This window comes from Curtobacterium sp. MEB011 (assembly GCF_030209655.1).
Lineage (GTDB): Bacteria > Actinomycetota > Actinomycetes > Actinomycetales > Microbacteriaceae > Curtobacterium > Curtobacterium poinsettiae.
This window is the reverse complement of record NZ_JARVRN010000002.1, coordinates 260,525-279,969: the sequence shown is the minus strand read 5'-3', so window position 1 is coordinate 279,969 and position 19,445 is coordinate 260,525. Positions and strand designations below refer to the sequence as shown.

Annotated in this window: 20 protein-coding genes; 7 read left to right on the top strand and 13 right to left on the bottom strand. The window is 71.6% G+C overall.

The features are described from left to right. Positions 1-253: 253 nt before the first annotated feature. From hemC to hemE, 8 genes are all read right to left on the bottom strand, one after another. A complete protein-coding gene (gene hemC, locus QRN30_RS03180) occupies positions 254-1,306 on the bottom strand; it encodes a hydroxymethylbilane synthase (RefSeq protein ID WP_235517694.1) in 1,053 nt (350 codons plus the stop codon). After that, positions 1,303-2,535, bottom strand: coding sequence for a ferrochelatase (locus QRN30_RS03175; protein WP_071249887.1), 1,233 nt, complete (start codon positions 2,533-2,535; stop codon positions 1,303-1,305). Before QRN30_RS03175 ends, hemC begins: the two co-directional genes overlap by 4 nt. Further along, positions 2,532-3,284: a hydrogen peroxide-dependent heme synthase gene (gene hemQ / locus QRN30_RS03170; protein WP_017887724.1), complete on the bottom strand. Its 753-nt coding sequence runs from the start codon at positions 3,282-3,284 to the stop codon at positions 2,532-2,534. Before hemQ ends, QRN30_RS03175 begins: the two co-directional genes overlap by 4 nt. 68 nt (positions 3,285-3,352) lie before the next feature. After that, a complete protein-coding gene (locus tag QRN30_RS03165; RefSeq protein ID WP_017887725.1) occupies positions 3,353-3,583 on the bottom strand; it encodes a DUF3618 domain-containing protein in 231 nt (76 codons plus the stop codon). A 41-nt stretch (positions 3,584-3,624) separates the two neighbouring features. Then, a complete protein-coding gene (locus QRN30_RS03160; RefSeq protein ID WP_017887726.1) occupies positions 3,625-4,083 on the bottom strand; it encodes a phage holin family protein in 459 nt (152 codons plus the stop codon). Beyond that, positions 4,080-4,334, bottom strand: a complete 255-nt coding sequence (locus QRN30_RS03155; RefSeq protein ID WP_017887727.1) for a hypothetical protein — start codon at positions 4,332-4,334, stop codon at positions 4,080-4,082. Before QRN30_RS03155 ends, QRN30_RS03160 begins: the two co-directional genes overlap by 4 nt. A gap of 100 nt (positions 4,335-4,434) precedes the next feature. Beyond that, a complete protein-coding gene (locus tag QRN30_RS03150; protein WP_194589867.1) occupies positions 4,435-5,751 on the bottom strand; it encodes a protoporphyrinogen/coproporphyrinogen oxidase in 1,317 nt (438 codons plus the stop codon). Beyond that, complete coding sequence (hemE, locus tag QRN30_RS03145; protein ID WP_194589868.1) at positions 5,748-6,854, bottom strand: uroporphyrinogen decarboxylase; 1,107 nt, start codon at positions 6,852-6,854, stop codon at positions 5,748-5,750. The genes QRN30_RS03150 and hemE overlap by 4 nt, the downstream gene beginning before the upstream one ends. Before the next feature lie 38 nt (positions 6,855-6,892). On the opposite strand from hemE, the gene QRN30_RS03140 reads away from it, so the two are divergent. Next, positions 6,893-8,215, top strand: a complete 1,323-nt coding sequence (locus QRN30_RS03140; protein ID WP_017887730.1) for a glutamyl-tRNA reductase — start codon at positions 6,893-6,895, stop codon at positions 8,213-8,215. 35 nt (positions 8,216-8,250) lie between these two features. Next, positions 8,251-8,649, top strand: coding sequence for an NUDIX hydrolase (locus QRN30_RS03135; protein ID WP_017887731.1), 399 nt, complete (start codon positions 8,251-8,253; stop codon positions 8,647-8,649). A gap of 3 nt (positions 8,650-8,652) precedes the next feature. On the opposite strand, the gene QRN30_RS03130 is transcribed toward QRN30_RS03135, so the two are convergent. After that, positions 8,653-8,928: a hypothetical protein gene (locus QRN30_RS03130; RefSeq protein ID WP_071249893.1), complete on the bottom strand. Its 276-nt coding sequence runs from the start codon at positions 8,926-8,928 to the stop codon at positions 8,653-8,655. Between the two features lie 99 nt (positions 8,929-9,027). On the opposite strand from QRN30_RS03130, the gene QRN30_RS03125 reads away from it, so the two are divergent. The 4 genes from QRN30_RS03125 to QRN30_RS03110 all read left to right on the top strand — a co-directional run bounded on the left by QRN30_RS03125 (position 9,028) and on the right by QRN30_RS03110 (position 13,313). After that, the gene (locus QRN30_RS03125; protein ID WP_284760435.1) at positions 9,028-9,705 is read left to right on the top strand and encodes a DUF4232 domain-containing protein; all 678 of its coding nucleotides are present in this window, start codon (positions 9,028-9,030) and stop codon (positions 9,703-9,705) included. Positions 9,706-9,896: 191 nt separating this feature from the next. Further along, complete coding sequence (locus tag QRN30_RS03120; RefSeq protein ID WP_284760434.1) at positions 9,897-11,168, top strand: SGNH/GDSL hydrolase family protein; 1,272 nt, start codon at positions 9,897-9,899, stop codon at positions 11,166-11,168. A 291-nt stretch (positions 11,169-11,459) separates the two neighbouring features. Then, the gene (locus QRN30_RS03115; RefSeq protein WP_284760433.1) at positions 11,460-11,879 is read left to right on the top strand and encodes a GNAT family N-acetyltransferase; all 420 of its coding nucleotides are present in this window, start codon (positions 11,460-11,462) and stop codon (positions 11,877-11,879) included. A gap of 60 nt (positions 11,880-11,939) precedes the next feature. Further along, positions 11,940-13,313: a hypothetical protein gene (locus QRN30_RS03110; protein ID WP_284760432.1), complete on the top strand. Its 1,374-nt coding sequence runs from the start codon at positions 11,940-11,942 to the stop codon at positions 13,311-13,313. A 159-nt stretch (positions 13,314-13,472) separates the two neighbouring features. Here QRN30_RS03110 and QRN30_RS03105 read toward each other — a convergent pair whose 3' ends face one another. Then, positions 13,473-14,411: a serine hydrolase gene (locus tag QRN30_RS03105; RefSeq protein ID WP_017887737.1), complete on the bottom strand. Its 939-nt coding sequence runs from the start codon at positions 14,409-14,411 to the stop codon at positions 13,473-13,475. Next, a complete protein-coding gene (locus tag QRN30_RS03100; protein WP_284760430.1) occupies positions 14,411-16,375 on the bottom strand; it encodes a M13 family metallopeptidase in 1,965 nt (654 codons plus the stop codon). The genes QRN30_RS03105 and QRN30_RS03100 overlap by 1 nt, the downstream gene beginning before the upstream one ends. An 81-nt stretch (positions 16,376-16,456) precedes the next feature. Between QRN30_RS03100 and QRN30_RS03095 the strand changes: the two genes are divergently transcribed. Continuing rightward, complete coding sequence (locus QRN30_RS03095) at positions 16,457-17,794, top strand: uracil-xanthine permease family protein (RefSeq protein ID WP_284760428.1); 1,338 nt, start codon at positions 16,457-16,459, stop codon at positions 17,792-17,794. A 165-nt stretch (positions 17,795-17,959) separates the two neighbouring features. Here the strand turns inward: QRN30_RS03095 and QRN30_RS03090 are convergent, their stop codons facing one another. Together QRN30_RS03090 and QRN30_RS03085 are read right to left on the bottom strand one after the other, a co-directional pair. Further along, on the bottom strand, positions 17,960-18,724 hold the full coding sequence (locus QRN30_RS03090; protein ID WP_284760427.1) for a hypothetical protein: 765 nt from the start codon (positions 18,722-18,724) through the stop codon (positions 17,960-17,962). Continuing rightward, positions 18,724-19,299: an RNA polymerase sigma factor gene (locus QRN30_RS03085; protein ID WP_284760425.1), complete on the bottom strand. Its 576-nt coding sequence runs from the start codon at positions 19,297-19,299 to the stop codon at positions 18,724-18,726. The genes QRN30_RS03090 and QRN30_RS03085 overlap by 1 nt, the downstream gene beginning before the upstream one ends. Between the last annotated feature and the right edge of the window lie 146 nt (positions 19,300-19,445).

The window sequence follows — 19,445 nt, the reverse complement described above, 5'->3', positions numbered from 1 at the left end:
TTCCGTCACCGACAGAACCGGGTGATCCGAGCCTCCCGGCCGCACCGGAGGCGACCAGTCGCCGGACCGCAGCGTCGAGCGCGGAGGGGTCCGACGGCGGAGCGTCCGTGATGAGGGGGACGACGACGGGGGCGAGCCCACGGGCCCGGGCGGCCGCGGCGACCCGGTCCCCCCACGCACCGCCACGCGGGACGAGGACGACCGGGGGTCGCGCCTCGTCCGTCGCGGTGGTGGAGGGTTCCGTGGTGACCGCCTACTCGGCCGGCGTCGCCAGGCCGGGGCCGGCGGTGTACGGCCCGTCCGTGGTGTCCTCGGCGACGGTGGTCGCCAGGTCGGCGAGCTCCGCAGCACCGTTCTCGAGCAGCTCGGTCGCCACGCGGCCACCGACCGCGAGCGCCTCGTCGAGACGGTCCTGCGCCGAACCGTCGAGCACGGCCGCGTGCGACGCGGTGCGGTACTCGGTGCCGTCGGGGCGGTAGACGGTCGCGGACACGAGCAGGAGCTCGGCGTCCACGACGGCCGTCGCACCGATCGGGGCGGAGCAGCCGGCCTCGAGCTTGGCGAGCACCTCGCGCTCGGCCGTCACCGTGAGGCGGGTCGGGGCGTGCTCGATCTTGCGGAGTGCCGCGAGCAGCCCCCGGTCGGTCTCGTCCGTGCGGATCTCGACCGCGAGCGCACCCTGCCCGGGAGCACTCGGCCAGAAGCCGAGGTCGAGCAGTTCGGTGGCGGCCGACAGGCGGTCGATGCGCCCCAGGCCGGCAGCGGCGAGCACCACGGCGTCCAGGTCGTCGTCCACCCGACCGAGGCGGGTGTCGATGTTGCCGCGGATGTCGACGACGTCCAGGTCGGGCCGTGCGGCACGGAGCTGCGCGGCACGGCGCGGCGAACCGGTACCGACCTTCGCGCGGTCCGGCAGCGTGTCGACGGTCGCACCGTTCCGGGCGACGAGGACGTCGCGGGCGTCCGCCCGCTTCGGGACGGCGCCGATCGTCAGACCCGGGTACGGGGCGGTCGGCAGGTCCTTCAGCGAGTGCACGAGCACGTCGACCTCGCCGGCGACCAGGGCTTCACGCAGGGCACTGGCGAAGACACCGGTGCCGCCGAGCGAGGCCAGGGACGCACGGTTCGTGTCGCCCTCGCTCGTGACGGTGACGAGTTCGACGGGTCGACCGGCCGCCTTCGCCAGGCGGTCGGCGACGTCCTGCGACTGCGCGACCGCGAGCCGGCTGGCACGGGTGCCGAGCCGGATCGGGGCCGGGCGATCGGGGGACGTCGTGTTGGGGTCGTTCACGGGTGCGTCGGTCACGGGGCGACGCCGGCGGCGGCGGGCTTGAACCCCGCTCGCACGTTCTCGCAGCAGCCCGGACGGCACACGTCGTACCAGGGGCCGATGTCGGTCATGTGCGGACGCTCGGCCTTCGGCGTGCCGTTGACCCGCTCGAGCACCAGGTCGACGAGACCGGACACGTAGGCCGGGTCGATGCCGGGGGTCTGCGTGCGGAGCGACCAGAAGCCGAGCTCACCGGCGGTCTCGGTGGCTTCCTCGTCGAGGTCCCACATGACCTCCATGTGGTCGCTGACGAAGCCGAGCGGGACGATCAGCACGGCACGCGTCGGGCCGCCCTTGAGGTCCTCGTTCATGTAGTCGTTGATGTCCGGCTCGAGCCACGGCTGCGTCGGGGGGCCGGAACGCGACTGGTAGACGAGCTTCCATCCGGGCTTCGACGTGCCCTGCAGGTGGGCGTGCTCGGGCTGCTCGAGGAGCTCGGCCCAGGCCTGGTCGAGCACGACCTCGCCCACGGCGAGGTGCTGCGCCTCGTACGCGCCGTGCTCGTCGAACCCGCGGTAGTCGGGGCCGGAGCGGGCGGCGTCGGTCGAGGGGATCGAGTGCGTCGAGAAGAGCACCTGCAGCTCGGTCGCGACGTCCAGGCCATCGTTCTCGGCGATCGCGCGGGCCATGCCGTCGCGGACGCCGTCGATGAACGGGCGGACGAAGCCCGGGTGGTCGAAGAACTGGCGGACCTTGTCGATCTGGATCGTGTCGATCAGACCGGTCTCGTTGAGCACGCGGGCGTAGTCCTCGCGGTACTGCCGGCAGCTCGAGAACGACGAGTACGCGCTCGTGGCGATGGCGACGAGCTTGGTGTAGCCCTTGTCCGCCGCCTCGGTGAAGGCCTCTTCGAGGTAGGGCGCCCAGTTGCGGTTGCCCCAGAGGACCGGCATGTCGATGCCGCGCGACGCCAGCTCGGCCTCGAGCGCGGCCTTGAGCGCACGGTTCTGCGCGTTGATCGGGCTCACGCCGCCGAAGTGGCGGTAGTGGTGCGCGACTTCTTCGAGACGCTCGTCCGGGATCCCGCGGCCGCGGGTGACGTTGCGCAGGAAGGGGATGACGTCGTCCTGGCCCTCGGGACCACCGAAGCCCGCGAGCAGGATCGCGTCGTACGCGGTCGGGGTCTCGACGTGCTCGGGTCCGGACGCTGCCGCTGGGGTCGCGGCGAGGACCTGGCCGTTCGTGATCATGCTGGTGTCGGTCATGACAGCACCTCCGGGAGTTCGGCGGTCGTCACGCGACGACCCGTGAAGAAGGGGACCTCTTCGCGCACGTGCATGCGCGCCTCGGTGTAACGGAGATCGCGCATCAGGTCGACGAGGTCGACCAGGTCCGGGCTCTCGAGCGGCAGGATCCACTCGTAGTCGCTCAGGGCGAAGGTCGCGATGGTGTTCGTGAGCACGCGGCGGTACTTCGCGCCGGCGATGCCGTGGTCGCGGAGCATCTTCGAGCGCTCGTCCTCGGGCAGCAGGTACCACTCGTAGGAGCGGACGAACGGGTACACCGTGATCCACGCCTCGGGGTCCTTGCCGCGCAGGAACGCGGGGGTGTGCCGCTTGTTGAACTCGGCTTCGCGGTGCATGGCCATCACGTGCCACACCGGCTCGGCGTCCTGGAACAGTCCGGTGCGGCGGATCTCGCGCAGCACGGCCTGGATCGCCTGTGCGTCGTCGCCGTGCAGCCAGACCATGACGTCGGCGTCGGCGCGGAAGGCCGAGACGTCGTAGAAGCCACGGATCGTGACCCCGCGCTCGGCGGCGCTGGCGATCACGGTGTCGAGTTCGGCCACGGCGTCGTCGCCGACGCGGTGGATCGGACCGAGGGGCCGGCGGAACACTGCCCAGAGGGCGTACGCCGTCAGCAGGTTCGGGTCGATCCCGGAGTCCGGGTGACCGGTCTCGGCGGGTTCGGCGTGGGGGTGGTCGTTCGCGGGCACGGGCGCGTCGGAGCTCATGGATCCATTGTCCTATCGGTTGCCAGGGTGGTGGCCGCCCCGCCTCCGGTGGACCGCGCTCGGGCGGTCTACCGCCGTCGGAGCACCATCACGACGATACCCCCGACCACTGCCACGCCGGCTGCGAGACCGGCCAGGTAGGGGACGGGCTGCTCGTCGAGGCCGCGCTTGAACCTCGACGCGGCGATCCCGATCTGCTTCGGGACGTTGAGCTTGTCCTCGATCGCGTCGAGGGTGTCGAACAACTGGGCGCGGGTCGCGGCGACGCGGGCAGCGAGATCGTCGTGCGGGTCGGTCACGGTTCCTCCGTCGGTGGTGCGGCTGTCGGGGCTGTCGGCGCTCAGGAGCGGCTGTCGACGTCCGGCTTGCGGCTGCCGTACTGCGTCGGCGGGGTCGGCTTCTTGCCGAGGCCCTTGACCGCGTTGATGTCGTTCTTGACGCTGTCGATCGTGCGCTTGGGCGTGAGGGGCAGGCCCTTCTTCAGGCGCTTCCAGCCGACCAGGCCGAGGATCGCGGCGATGACGAGCATCACCACGGCCACCACCAGTGCGGCCAGCCACGCCGGCATCACGGTCGCCAGGCCCATCACGGCTGCGGTCAGCAGGACGCCGATCGCGTAGAGCACCACGACGAGCGCACCAACCAGCAGCCCGGCTGCCAGACCGAAGATCTTCGCCTTCGCGAGCATCTCGGCCTTGAGCAGGTCGATCTCGCCCTTGACCAGGCCCTTGACGAGCTTCGGGACGTCACCGACCAGGCCGAACAGCGAACGCGACTTGCGATCGCGGGTGTCCGTCATGAGGTGGTGGTGTCCTTCTTCTGGCCGACCTTGCGGACGGCCTTCTTGGTGGTCTCACCGATGAACTCGGCGACGTCCGGGGTCTTGTCGGCGATGAAGTCTTCAGCGACGTGCACGCCCTTCTGGACGCCGTTGCTGTTCCAGACCTTGCCGCTGACGGTCTTGATCTGCTCGTACCGCGCCCGTCCGGCTCGCGATCCCAGGACGTACCCGAGTGCGGCGCCGGCGACGAACAGGAGCTTTCCGCGCATGTGCGATTCCTCCGTGCATTGGTTGTGCGGTGGTCATGCACCGAACGGAATACGTCCGGCGGTCTCACCAACAGTAGCCCTCAGGGGCTGCGCGGTCCGCTCAGGAACGAAGGAGCTCGTCGGCTGCCTTCCGGGCCGCGCCGATGATGCCCGCCAGGCCGCGTCCGGTCGAGGCCTCGCCGATGCCGACGACACCCTCGGCCAGCCCGGCTTCGGTCAGGTCCGGCCCGTACCAGCCGACGCGTGCGGCCCCGCTGACGCGGTCCGCCGTGATCGGCACGCCGAGCAGCGTGGAGGCGTCCTGCAGGGCACGGCTGCCGACGGGGTCGGCCGGGTCGACCGGGAGGCTCGTGGCCACGCCCGCGGTGTCCGTCGCGCCGGTCGCGTAGCTGAGTCGCAGGACGTGGCGTCCGTCCGCCACGTCGGCCAGCCACGGCCACTTCACGGTGGCGTGCGTCAGGGCCTTCGCCGAGACGGCCTGCGCGTCCGGGTGCACGAGCATGCCGGTGCCACGCGGGGCCGCGTCGAGCTCCGGCTGGTCGACGACGAGCGTGACGAGCTGGATGCCCGTCCGGTCGGGTGCAGCCGTGCGCTCCGGGTCGGCGACGGAGGACAGGGTGTGCTGGGCCGGCAGCCGTTCGGTGGTGCCGTCGGCGCCGACGATCTCCACCGCGTGCGCCTCGATCCGGGTCGCCCGGGTGTGCAGCCGGACGTCCACCCCGTAGGTCGCCATGTCGGCGACGAGCTCGTCCACCAGGCGCACCGTCCCACCGCGGATGCCCTGCACCGGGGTGCCGGCGGCCGCGCGTGCCCGCAGCGACAGGACCGCCCGTGCCAGGGAGCCCTCGCGCAGCAGTGCGGCGCGCAGGCCCGGAGCCACCCGGTCGGGGTCGAGCTGGTCGGGGTGGGTGGAGTGCACGCCACCGGCGATCGGCACCACGAGGTCGTCGAGCACCCGCTCCCCCATGCGCCGGCGGACGAGTTCGCCGAGCGAGGAGGCCTTGGCGCCCACCGGAGCCGGCAGCAGCGAGTCCATCTGGGCTCGCAGACCGCCCTGCTGTCCGACCACGGCCAGCACGTCGGCCGCCATCGGGGTGCTCGGGATGCCGAGGAGCCCGGTCGCGGGGATCGGCGAGGTCCGGCCGTCGCGGGTCATCAGCCACGCGCCGCGGGGGTCGGGGGCGACGACGTCGTTGCCCAGTCCCAGCTCGGTCGCCAGGCGGCCGACGGCGTCCGTGCGGGTGGCGAACGAGTCCGCCGCCATGTCCAGGTCGATCCCGCCGACGGTGTGCCGACGGATCATGCCCCCGAGCTCGCCCGAGGACTCGACGAGCACCACGTGGGCGCCGCCCTTGGCCAGGTCACGCGCGGTGACGAGCCCGGCGATCCCGCCGCCGACCACGACGACGTCGGTCATGCGCCGGCTCCGTCCCCGAGGGAGTGGACGAGCTCGACCACGCGGGTCAGGACGTCCGGGTCGGTCTCCGGCGGGACCCCGTGGCCCAGGTTCACGACGTGGGCCCGTGCGGCACCGCCCCGACGGACGACGTCGCGGACGTGCGCTTCGAGGACGTCCCACGGCGCCGAGAGCATCGCCGGGTCGATGTTGCCCTGCACGCTGACGCCGGTGCCGACGCGCCGGACCGCCTGGTCGAGGGGCAGGCGCCAGTCGACCCCGATCGCGTCGACGCCGACGGTGTCCGTGCCGAAGGTCGTCATGTCGGCCAGGACCTCGCCGCTGCCGACACCGAAGTGGATGCGCGGGACCCCGAGCTCGGCGACGTACGACATGGCCCGGGCGGAGTGTGGCGCGACGTACCGGATGTAGTCGGCGCGGGAGAGCGACCCGACCCACGAGTCGAACAGCTGCGCGGCCGAGGCCCCGGCGAGCACCTGGGCCCGCAGGAACATCCCGGACACCTCGGCGGCCCAGGCGAGCAGCCGCGACCAGGTCTCGGGGTCGGCGTGCATCAGCGTGCGGGCGCGGATGTGGTCCTTCGACGGACCGCCCTCGACCAGGTAGGCGGCCAGGGTGAACGGTGCCCCCGCGAAGCCGATCAGCGGGGTGTCGCCGAGCTGCTCGACCGTTCGGCGGACGGCCTGCTCGATGGGGGCGAGGGCCGCGGGGTCGAGCTGCTCGAGCGCGTCGACGTCCGCGGGGGTGCGGATCGGCGACGAGAGCACCGGACCACGACCGGGGACGATCTCGACGTCCACGCCGGCGAGCTTGATCGGCACGACGATGTCGCTGAAGAAGATGCCCGCGTCGACCCCGTGCCGGCGCACCGGCTGCAGGGTGATCTCCGACGCCATCTCCGGGTCGAGGCACGCATCGAGCATGGCTGTGCCGATCCGAAGCTCGCGGTACTCCGGCAGGGACCGTCCGGCCTGCCGCATGAACCACACCGGGAGCGTCTCCGGACGGTCACCCCGCAGGGCCCGTACCAGGCGGGAACCACTCGTCCGCCCTGATGCCAGGGGGTGGGAGTCGGGGAGGGATGTGCTCGTCGCTTCGGTCACCGGATGATTCTCCCATCGAGCGCGTTACCATTGACTACGTGCTCATCTGTCTCACGGCGTCGCATCGCAACGCCAGCTTCGATCTCCTGGAGCGACTGAGCATCGGTGCACCCGCGGCAGCCAGCCGACTCGTCACGGATGCCGGCGTCCTCGACGGTGCAGTGGTCCTCGCGACCTGCAACCGCTTCGAGGCGTACCTGGACATCGCGGGCGACGAGAGCGACTCCGCCGTCTCCGCCACCGTGCAGGCCGTGGCCGCCGCGAGCGACCTCGACGCGACCGAGGTCCTGGACTCCGTCAACGTGCTCGGCGGCAAGGACGTCGTGCAGCACCTGTTCGCCGTGTCGAGCGGTCTCGAGTCCGTCGTCGTCGGCGAGACCGAGATCTCCGGCCAGGTCCGTCGCTCGCTCGAGGACGCCCGGTCGAACGGCACCACCACCTCGGACCTCGAGCGCCTGTTCCAAGAGGCCGCGCACACCTCGCGCGGCGTCAAGACCCGCACCCGCATCGGCGCCGCCGGCCGGTCGCTCGTGCGCCTCGGCCTCGAACTCGCCTCGTCGCGCGTCACCGACTGGGCCCGCACCCGCGTGCTGCTCGTCGGCACCGGCAGCTACGCGGCGACCACCATCGCCGCCCTGCGCGACCGCGGTGCCACGAACATCCAGGTCTTCTCGCCCTCGGGTCGCGCGTCCTGGTTCGCCGCCAAGCACGACCTCGTCGCCACCCGTGACCTGCGCCAGGCCATCGGGGCGAGCGACGTCCTGATCACCTGCACCTCGAGCGAGGTCCCGGTCGTCGCACCGGCCGACCTCGACGACGGGGTCCGCCGCATCGTCATCGACCTCGGGCTCCCCCGCAACGTCGACCCCGCGGCCGCCGGCGTCGACGGCGTCGAGCTGCTCGACCTCGAGACGATCAGCATCCACGCCCCGATCTCCGAGCTGAACGCCGAGTCCGAGGCCCGCGCGATGGTCGACGACGCCGTGTCCCGGTTCCGCGCCCAGGCGATGGAGCAGTCGACGACCCCGGCGCTCGTGGCGTTCCGCAAGCACGTGTTCGACATCCTCGACGACGAGATCGAGCGGGCCAAGCGCCGCGCGGACGCCGACGGCGAGTCCGTCGAGCACACCGAGCGGGCGCTCCGGCACCTGGTCGGCGTCCTGCTGCACCGTCCGTCGGTCCGCGCCCGTGAGCTCGGTCGGGCCGGTCGCGGCGAGGAGTTCGTCGGGGCGATCGACTCCCTGTACGGCGTCCGCCCCGACGCCGAACCGGAGCTGCCGTCGCCCGTCGTCCCGCTGGCCGACCGCACGGCCCTGGACCCGACCACCCCGGGTCGCGACGACCAGGCGGACGCGAGCTGAGCCTCCAGACAGGCGCCCAACCACCCACACTGCGCGTGAGTGCGCTGCTGCTGGTGCGTGACCGACGTGTCCTGATGGTGCGCGCCCGGGCGCGCGACGTGCTCTACCTGCCCGGCGGCAAGGCGGAGCCGCACGAGACCGACGTCGAGGCCGCCGTGCGCGAGGCGTACGAGGAGACCGGCCTGCGGCTGACCGCCGCCGACGTCGAACCGTTCGGCGTCGTGTTCGAGCCCGCCCACGGGCAGGCTCCGGGGACGATGGTCGCGATGACGCTGTTCCTGGTCCGGCCGGGAGGCCCACTGGACTCCGCCACGCCCGTCGCCTCGGCCGAGGTGGACGAGGTCGAGTGGGTCACCTCCGCCGACGCGGGTCGCTGCCCGCCTGCGGGCGTGGAGACGCTCCGCCGCCTGGTGGCGGCGGAGCTGATCGACTGACCGTCAGGCCTTGTCGGTGTCGGTGTACTCGCCGACCTCGCCGTTCTGGGCCGGCTCGGCCTCGCCGGGGATGTCCGAGTCGACGTACTCGCCGTCGGGCCCGGCGCCGTTCGGACGGGTCTCGCCGGGGATGTCGCTCGAGACGAACTCGCCGACGGGCTCCGTCGACTCGACGTGCTCCTCGCCCGGGATCTCGCTGTCGGTGAAGGCTCCGGCGCGGGGCTCGACCCCGTCCGCGCGACCCTCGTCGCCTCGTGCCTGTTCGTGCTTGCCCGTCATGTCCGACCTCCGCTGCTCGGGTTGCTTGCCTCGGAGTGTGCTCGGGGTCCCTGGACGCCGACCGAACCGGATGCGGCGTTCGGTGGTTGCCTGTGCAGCATGCAACGCAGCAGCCGATCCAAGTTCCTGCTCGTCGTGACCGGGCTCGTCGCCGTCGGGACACTGGCGGGGTGTGCCTCGGACGGGCAGCCCGCCGCCACCGAGACGGTCACCGCGCCCGCGCCGTCGCCGTCCGCGTCCGCGCCGGCGTCCGCACCGCAGTCGTCGGACGAGTCCGCCTCGACGGCACCGTCCACCGGTTCCGGGTCGTCCGCCGGTTCCGGTTCTGCTTCCGGTGACCGGTGCCCGGTGTCGTCGCTGGCAGGACGCATCGAGGCCGGCAGCGGTGGTGCCGCCGGCAGCGTCATCGTGCACCTGGTGCTCGAGAACACCGGGTCGACGACCTGCACCGTGCAGGGGTGGCCGGGCGTCTCGTTCGTCGGGGGTGGCACCGGCAAGCAGATCGGCGCGGCCGCGACGCAGGAGAAGAGCGCGCCGCACCCGACCGTGACCCTCGCACCCGGCAAGACCGCCGTCGCACCGCTCAAGATCGTCCGGGCCGAGAACTACCCGTCGGGTGACTGCTCGGCGAAGACCCCGGACGGCTTCCGTGTGTACCCGCCCGGGTCGAAGCAGTCCCTGTTCGTGAAGGACACGGACTACAAGGCCTGCGCGTCCGCCGACGCCTCGCTGCTGTCCGTGCAGGCGTTCGTCCCGGAGGGGCAGGCGACGTCGTAGCGGTCGGACGTTCGACGACAGCTGTCGGACGATCCGCTGGCACCGATCCCGGGAGTGGACAGGTCTGTTGCTCACGACGGAACTGACCTATGGTCGTCGTGGGATGGGGGTTCTCTCAGGTTGCCGCAGGTCGGCAGGACCGGAGAGTGCGCTCGTGCCGTGACCACCGCATCGATGCTCTTGGGGGAAACATGACGGATCACAGTTCGAAGAGCGGCCGGGGGATCTCGAGGCGAGGTCTGCTGCAGGGCGCCGCCATCACGATCGGCGGATCAGCCCTGGCCGGCGCTGCGGCGTCACCGGCGACCGCGGCAGCCACCAAGCCGTTCATCCCGTCGGGACTGTCCTACTCCGCGAGCGACCCGCTCGCCGGGTTCTTCCGCAAGGTCGCCGCCGGCACCGCGACCATCGTCACGGCGGGCGACTCGATCACGGAGGCGTTCGGCGCGGCCTCGCCGCAGAAGGGGTACCCGGCACGGGTGCGGGCACGACTCCGCAACGGTGCTGGGCAGGCACCCGGCGGGTTCGACTACGTCCCCGCCCGCTCGCAGTACGCCACGGTCGACAAGCCGCCGACCACGGTGACCTACGTCTCGTACACCGGAGCGAGCGGTGCCGCGATCGACCTCCGCTCCGCCACGTACGCAGGCGCGCGGAGCACGAAGTCCGGACTCGGCCGACGAGCCGTCGCGCTGACCGGCACCGGCGTCCGGTCGGCGACGTTCACGCAGCGCTGCACGTCCTTCGTGCTGTCGTGGCGGGCGACGAGCACGCGAGACGCCGTCTCCGTCGCCATCGACGGCACCAAGGTCACCCTGCCGGCGGTCTCCACCGGTGAGCAGACCTGGACCAGCCCGAAGTCGGCCTCCGCGGTCCGCACCGTCACGGTGACGTGGCAGAGCGGCGAGCCGTTCCTCGAGGGCTGGCAGCTCTTCGACGGCGACGAGGGCGGTGGGTTCCACGTCCTCGAGGCATCGCAGTCGACCTCGCGCACCGAGGGGTTCTCCCTCGCGTCGTCGGCCGCCAACGGCAACGACACCTGGGCGGATGCGCTCCGTCGGTTCTCGCCCGACCTGATCACGTCGATGTGGGGAACGAACGACTACGGCGTGGTCACCCCCGCGGTGCTGACGCAGCAGACGGTCAACTACCTGGACCTGGTGCACGACCGCAGCCCGGACTCGGCGTTGCTCGTGATCATGCCGTACCAGCTGGGCAAGGCGTCGACCACCGAGTGGGCGAAGTACCGCGCCGCACAGCAGCAGGCGGTGACCACGTTCCGGTCCGCGAACCCGGGTGTCGCGATCGGGTTCTTCGACCTCGGTGCCTACGTGCCACCGTACTTCGGGCAGACCGGCACGACGGGCAACACCTACATGTACGACGGGATCCACCCGAACGACACCGGCTACGACGTCATCGCGGCGATCCTCTACGCCTACCTGACGTCGACACCGGCCTGAGCTGGGGCCCCGTCCGCGTGGTGATCGCGGGCGGGGCGCAGTCCGTGACGAGCGGGAGCTCCGGACCGTGGGCACCGCGAACCGCAGGTACGGACAGGCCAAGGAGCGCCGTCGTGGGGATTCGGGTCGACACGACGGCGCTCACACCACACGTCATCGTGTGCCAGGCGACGCTCGCCCCCGCGCGTCGCCAGCAGCGATGCTCGTCCGGATCCGACCGGGCGTCAAGGAATAGATGAGCACGACTCGCCGGTCGCGCCCGTCCCCGTGAGCTCGGGCACGATGGGCTCCATGAGCACGACGATCAGCGACGAACGCCCGGGGATCGACGAACTGGTGGCGCTGTACGACGCCGTCGGGTGGACCGCGTACACGCAGGACCCCGCAGCCCTCACCGCGGCGATCGTCGGCTCTCACACCGTGCTGACCGCCCGCGACGACGACGGACACCTGCTCGGCCTGCTCCGCACGGTCTCCGACGGCGTGACGATCGTGTACGTGCAGGACGTCCTCGTCGTGCCGTCCGCGCACCGGTCGGGCGTCGGTGGTGCACTCCTCGACGCAGCCCTGCAGCGGTACGCCGACGTTCGTCAGACGGTCCTGCTCACCGACGCCGAGGCGGGGCAGCGGGCGTTCTACGAGTCGCGTGGCTTCGTCGAGGCCCACGACGTCGAACCCCAGCCGCTGCGCTCCTTCGTGCTCCTGCGCTGAGCGGGGATGGGTCCCGCGACCGATTCCGTGCGGCACCACGGCGTTCCTAGACTCGGACGCATGGGGGCTCGCGCACGGACACGTTCAGCAGGAGCGCTCGCGACCGCGCTCATCGTCGCGCTCACACTCGCCGCGTGCACGTGGTCACCGCCACCGCCGACCGGATCGGAATCGGCGCTCGCGAAGCTCATCACCCGGATCGAGCGGTTGCCCGGCGTCGACACGGCCGAGGGCGAGGTCCGTCAGGTCGACGCGAAGGACGACCCGCACAAATGGATCACGTCGCTCGAGGTGCGGGCCGACTCGAGCGACCTCGCCGTCGCCGAACGGATCCGGCACACGGCGGCGCGGGGTGTCAGCGGCACGACGCTGTCGGTGACCCTGGACGTGCCTCGCGGGCGGGTGTCGGCACCGGTCGTCCTCGATCCGATGGACCGCGACGTCGTCGACCTGGCCGGACGGCTGCGTGCGGAGCCCTTCGTGCGCAGGCTCTGGGTGACCCCGTCAGGTTCCACGATCTGGCTCGTGCCGGGCGTCAGCTTCACCGACGCCGTCGCGCAGGCCCGTCCGATCGTCGGCGACCACCCGGCCTCGCTGGACCGGGGTGACGTTTCGGTGGGGATCACGGCGACGCACCCCGGGCGAGCACTCCTGCGCACGATCGACGGGTTGGACGGCGACGGTGACCACCACGTCGAGCGCCTGTCCTACTCACCGGGCACGACCTACGCCGACGCTGCGCAGGCCACCACCGACGCCGCCGCCGCCGAGTCCGCCACAGCCGGGGAGGCCGAACGCCCCTCCCTGTCGGTCTCGGGCGGAGGACTCGGCGCCGTCGCCGACGTCCTCGTCCGGACGAAGGACGAAGCCGCCGACGCACACCGCGCTCCGCGCACCGCGTTCTCCGTCGGCCTCGACGGGACGAGTGGCTGGCTCGGACTCCCCCTCGACGCGAAGAAGCCGCAGGACGCCACCGCCCCGGGCACCACGACGACGAGCCCCACGCCGGCCCCCTGGGTGCCCGCCGACGTGAGCGACCACGCTGCGACGCTCCGGGCGTTCCTCGAGCGCTCGGCCGACGCAGCCGGGGTCCCCGCGACCGTCACCACGGGCACCGAACAGTGCGCGCCGTCCGGGTCGACCTGGTCGCCCGATGCGACCGGCACCCGGGCGACGGCGTTCAGCGTCGTGCCGGTGTTCCAGATCGTCGACGACGCGCAGGGGCCGTTCGACGCCGTGACCGCGCTGTGGACGTCCGAGGGCTTCGAGGTCAGCGGTCGGGCGATGGGCCGGGACTACTGGTCGTCGTCTTCGGATGCGGATCCTGCCACGGCGAGCATCCGGGGCACGGTCGACGGGCTGAGCCTGAGCGCCGAGTCGGTCTGCGTCCCCGGCCCTGACACGGCGACACCGCGTTCCGGCACCCGCCCGTAGCGTCCACGGGTCCCCGGGTCTCGGCTCCGCGGGTCCGCGGGTCTCGGCTGCGCGGACAGTTTCGCCGTCGTGAACCCCGCGAACCGTCCGCCGGACCGAGACTCGGCACGAGCAGCGGCAGCGGCAGCGCGGCACGAGCAGCGACAGCGGCAAGCGCGCTCAGCGACGAGCCGGGGCGTGCACCGCCTCGAGCACCTCGGTGCCCATGGTCCGCAGCGCCTCGACCACGGCCAACCGCCGCTGCAACGAAGCGTCGTCGAACGTCACCGTCACGGCGTAGCTGACCGACGACCCGGGCCCCCGCAGGATCCCCGCCTCGGCCCGCACGCCGGTGCTCGACCCGGTGACCGCGACGACCTGCAACCCGTGGTCGAGTGCCCGGTGCGCCAGGGGGTCGAGGCCGAAGGAACCGGCGACCAGGTTCAGGTCGCTCGCCAGGGACAGCCAGCCGAGCACCCGGTTCGACACCGCCTCGTCGACGACCTCGCCGAGCGCCAGGCCGCGCATCACCCACGACAGTTCCCCGGTCGGTGCGACGGACGCGTCGGGGGCATCATCCGGCCCACGGCGGTCCCGCACGCGGTCGATCAACGCCGTGCGCTCGATGCCCAGGGACTCCGCGCGCTCGCGGACGGCGTCGATGCCCACCGTCGTCAGCAGCGCGTTCATCGCCCAGGCATCGGCGGTGGCCCCGACCAGGGTCGCCAGGTCGGGTACCTGCATGGTCGGCTCCTGCAGGAACTGCCACAGGCCGGCGCCGGTCGCGGTGTCGCGGGCCATCCGCTGCAGCCGGTCACCGTGCAGGCGGCCGTCCTCGAGCTGGGCGGCGACCTCGATGAGCAGCAGGACGCGGCCCAGGCTCGCGACCGGCTGCACCAGGGTGTCGTCGATCCCGAGCAGTGCCTTGCCGCTCGACGTGTCGATCACCGAGGCACTCACCCCGGCGCCCTCGAGCGCGAGCGCACCGAGGGCCTCGGTGGTGGCGGTGAAGCGGTCGTCGGCCCGGCCGCTGTGCCGCCCACGACCGCGGCCGCCACCTGCTGGGCGGTCGTCCGGTCGCCGGCGGCGCGACGACCGGGCCGCGTCCGACTCCGTCATCACCAGATGGCGACGCGCTCGGCGGGGTCGAGGTACATCGCGTCCTGCTCGGTCACGGCGAAGGTGTCGTACCAGACGTCGATGTTGCGGACCACCTGGTTGCAGCGGAACTCGTTCGGCGAGTGCGGGTCGATCGACAGCAGACGCGCAGCCTCTTCCGGTCGGATCGCCATCCGCCAGGCCTGTGCCCAGCTCAGGAAGAAGCGCTCGGCGCCGGTCAGTCCGTCGACGACCGGGGGCTCCTGACCGTCGAGCGACAGCAGGTACGCCTTCCACGCGATCGACAGGCCACCGAGGTCACCGATGTTCTCGCCGATCGTCAGGGCACCGTTCACGTGGCTGTCGGGCACCTCGGTCGGCACCAGGGCGTCGTACTGGGCGATGAGGGCCTTCGTGCGCTCCTCGAACGCCGCGCGGTCGGCCTCGGTCCACCAGTTCTCGAGCTTGCCGTCGCCGTCGTACTGCGAGCCCTGGTCGTCGAAGCCGTGGCCGATCTCGTGCCCGATGACGGCACCGATCGCGCCGTAGTTCGCGGCGGCGTCGCGGTCTGCGTCGAAGAACGGGAACTGCAGGATCGCGGCCGGGAACACGATCTCGTTGAAACCGGGGTTGTAGTACGCGTTGATCGTCTGCGGGGTCATGAACCACTCGTCGCGGTCGATCGGCTTGCCGATCTTGCCGAGCTCGCGGTCGACCTGGAACGAGGCGACGGCGCGGACGTTCGCGACCAGGTCGTCGGCGAGGACGGGCAGCGCCGAGTAGTCGCGCCACTTCACCGGGTAGCCGATCTTCGGCGTGAACTTGTCGAGCTTGTCGAGCGCACGGGCACGGGTCTCGTCGGTCATCCAGTCGAGCGCCGTGATGCTCTGTCGGTACGCTTCGACCAGGTTGGCGACGAGGTCGTCCATCTTGGCCTTCGAGGTCTCGTCGAAGTGCTCCTGCACGTAGATGCGGCCGACGGCCTCGCCCATCGCACCCTCGACCAGCGAGACGCCACGCTTCCAGCGCTCGCGCTGCTTGGGCGCACCGGTGAGTGCGGTGCCGTAGAACGAGAAGTTCGTGGCCGAGAACGCGCTCGTCAGGTACGCGGCGGAGCCACGGATGACCTGCCAGCGCAGCCAGTCCTTCCAGACCTCGAGCGGCTGGTCGTTCAGCAGGTCGGCCAGGCCGGTGATGAACGAGGGCTCGCGCAACACGACGGTCTCGAACGCGCCGGCGGGGGCGTCGATGGCTTGCCACCAGGTCTGCAGGTCGACGCCCTTCGCGAGCGCGGCGACCTCGGCCCACGGCAGCTTGTTGTAGGTCTTCTGGCTGTCACGGGTGGTGACGTTGTCCCAGTGCTTCGACGCCAGCGCCGTCTCGAGTGCGACGACGTGCTCGGTGCGGGCGCCGCCGTCGTCGAACCCGGCGAGCGGGAACATCGCCGCGACGAACTCGCGGTACTTCTCGCGGATGTCGGCGAACCGCTCTTCGCGGTAGTACGACTCGTCGGGCAGGCCGAGGCCGGACTGCTCCAGGAACACGACGTAGGACTCGGGGTCGCCCGGGTCGTTGTCGACGAAGAGCTGCAGGAAGCTCGGCAGGCCGAGGCGCTCGAAGCGGCCGACGGCGGCGATGACCTCGGGCACGGACTCGATGGCGGTGATCTCGGCGAGCAGGTGCTCGATCGGTGCGGTGCCGAGCTCCTCGAGGCGCGCTTCGTCGGTGAACGAGGTGAAGAGGTCACCGACCTTGCGCTCCTCGGTGCCGGGGGCGGCCTGCTGCGAGCGCTCGATGATGTCGCGCACGGCGATCTCGGCGGCTTCGGCCAGCACCGTGAAGGAGCCGTACCGGGCCTTGTCGTCCGGGATCGGCGTCGCCTCGATCCAGGTCCCGTTCACGTGGCGGTACAGGTCGTCCTGGGGGCGCACCGCGGGGTCGAGTTCGTCAGTGTGGATGCCGGAGGCACGTGCGACGTCGGTCATGCGGTCCACGATAGCCACCGACCCCATGGGGCAGGTCGATCCGGGTCGTCACCGGTGCATCGCTGCCGGTACGGTCATCGCATGGGACTTCCGTGGAAGCTGCACGGCGACGGCAAGACCGTCTCCGCGACGACGATCGTGGCACCCGACGAACGGCTCACCTGGCCCCGGACGATCGGCCTCGGTGTGCAGCACGTCGTCGCGATGTTCGGCGCCACGTTCCTGGTTCCCCTGATCACCGGGTTCCCGCCGTCGACGACGCTGCTGTTCAGCGGCATCGGCACGATCCTGTTCCTGCTCATCACGGGCAACCGCCTGCCGAGCTACCTCGGCTCGTCGTTCGCCTTCATCGCCCCGATCGGTGCGGCGACCAAGATCGGCGGCATCCCGCTCGCCCTGTCCGGCATCATCGTCGTCGGTGCGCTGCTCGCGATCGTCGGACTCGTCGTGCACCTGGCTGGTGCCGGATGGATCGACCGGCTGATGCCCCCGGTGGTCTCCGGCGCGATCGTCGCCCTGATCGGCTTCAACCTGGCACCGTCGGCCCGGGACAACTTCACGGAAGCCCCGGTCATCGCGGTCATCACCCTCGCGACGATCATCCTGGTCACCGTCCTGTTCCGGGGCCTCATCGGCCGCCTGTCGATCGTGATCGGCGTGCTCGTCGGGTACGTCGCCGCGCTCATCGGCGGTCAGGTCGACTTCTCGAAGGTCGGTGACAAGGCGTGGATCGGTCTGCCGGACTTCACCGCTCCCGCGTTCGACCCGTCGCAGCTGCCGATCTACCTGGCGTTCGTGCCGGTCGTGCTGGCGCTGGTCGCCGAGAACGTCGGCCACGTCAAGGGCGTCGGGCAGCTGACCGGCCGTGACCTCACGCCGCTCACCGGTCGCGCGCTCTTCGCCGACGGCATCTCGACCGTGCTGGCCGGCATCGGCGGCGGCTCCGCCACCACCACCTACGGCGAGAACATCGGCGTCATGGCCGCCACCCGCGTCTTCTCGACCGCCGCCTACTGGGTCGCCGCGATCGCGGCCGTCCTGCTCGGCCTGTCGCCGAGGATCGGCGCCGTCATCTCCTCGGTGCCCGCCGGTGTGCTCGGCGGCGCCACCACCGCCCTCTACGGTCTGATCGGCATCATCGGCATCCGGATCTGGGTCGAGAACCGCGTCGACTTCTCGAAGCCGAAGAACCAGCTGACCGCCGGAATCGCCCTGATCATCGGCATCGCGAACTTCACGTTCACCTTCGGCCAGGCCAGCTTCGGCGGCATCATCGTGGGCACGATCGCCGCGATCGTCGTCTACCACGTGATGGACGTCATCGGCCGGGTCCGCGGCACCGACGAGCCCTCGACCGAGGCCGCCGACCCCGCGCACGCCGCCACCGGCGCAGTCCCCGCGGAACCGCGCGCCGACTGACGCGAGTGGTCGGCCGGCCGTCGCCACGCGCCTGACGACGTGGGACCACCGGACTGGAGGCCCGTGGCGGCGCCGCCACGGGCCTCCCGTCCGTCACGTGGTGCGTTGCGGACCGGAACGCCCCCCAGTCGGTCGCTCCGGTCCGCAACGCGCTCCTCGCCCGGTTCAGCGCGGCGCGCTGGGCGACGGGGTCGCGGTCTGCACGGACTCCTGCTCGTCGATGTACCGCTGATCGAGCGGGACCTCGACGGCGACCCCCGCCGTCCACTGCCCGACCACGGTGGTGCCGTCGGACTCGTACACATCGCCGCCGTCCGGCTCGCTCCACAGGACCCAGCCCTTGCGGCCGTTGTCCGCCCTCCCGGGGACCAGATCCGGGTGACCCGACGCGTTCGGGACCCCGTAGGTCTGGCCCTTGTCGTTGACCGCCCAGTCCGACGTGACCGCGTTGGCGTACTGCAGCGTCGCCGTCCACCGCGTCCCCGCCGATGCTTCGATGCTGAACGTCGTGGTCCCTCGCTCCGGGAGCCGGCCGTCGACGACGTGCATCGTCCCTTCGTCCCGACAACTCAGGCCGGATGCGCCCCCTCCGACGGTGGGGACTCGGACCATGCCGACGTCGTTGCGGCACGTGATGTCGACGATCACGGCACCGGCGGTGTCGGGAGCCTGCCCGATGTCGATCAGTGCGGGACCGGTGTGCGTCGCAGTGGTCGTGCGCCCGACTGCTGCCGTCGTCGTGGTCCCCGGGAGCCCGGCGACGACCAGGGCGGCGGCGCTCGTCGTCACCGCGATCGCTGCGACGGAGACGATCGAGACGCCGATGCGTGCACGTCGTTGCTGGCGCTGCAGGGCGCTGGGTCGTGTCCCGATGGCGGCCAGCTCCGAGCGGACCGCTGCAGCGGCGTCGGGATTCATGTCGATGCTCATCAGTAGGTGCCTTCCGGTGCGTTGCGGACACTGGGACGGAGGTCGTGCAGGTCGCGTTGCAGGCGCTGGCGCATCCGGTGCAACCGCACGCGTGCCGCCGGCGGTTTGAGACCGACCGCCTGCGCGGCCTGCCAGACCGGCATCTCCTCGACCCCGGTGAGCACCAGCAGCGCGGCATCCTGCGGCGCGAGGCCCCGGATCGTCGTCCTGAGGCGTTCGCGGGCCTCGAGGTCTTCGGCGTCCGTGGCAGGAGCGTGGGGATCGTCCCGAGGGAGCGCGTCGAGGAGTTTCCGGTACCGCGCCGCCGCGCGTCGGTGGTTCTGGGTCAGGTTGACCGTCGTGACCAGCAACCACGGAGCGACGGAACTCGCCACCAGAGTGACGCTCTTGCGCTTGCGCCAGAGCTCGTAGAACGCCGCCGCGGTGATGTCCTCGGCGTCGTGGGAGTGCTCCGTCAGGCTCAACGCCCGCCGGTAGATGCGCGGTCGGTGCCGGTCGAACAGCGCGGCGAACGCAGCCCCGTCATCACGGACCGCTCGCGTCCACAGCGGGCCGTCGTCCTGTTCGTCCTTCACACTCTGGAGTGTCCGGTCATGGCTCCAGCGTTACAGACGCCAGCGGATCGGCTCGTCGCGCAACGAGGTCGTGCGGGGCGCAAGCCCGAGGACGTGGGACCGCCGGACTGGAGGCCCGTGGCGGACACGGCCACGGGCCTCCAGTC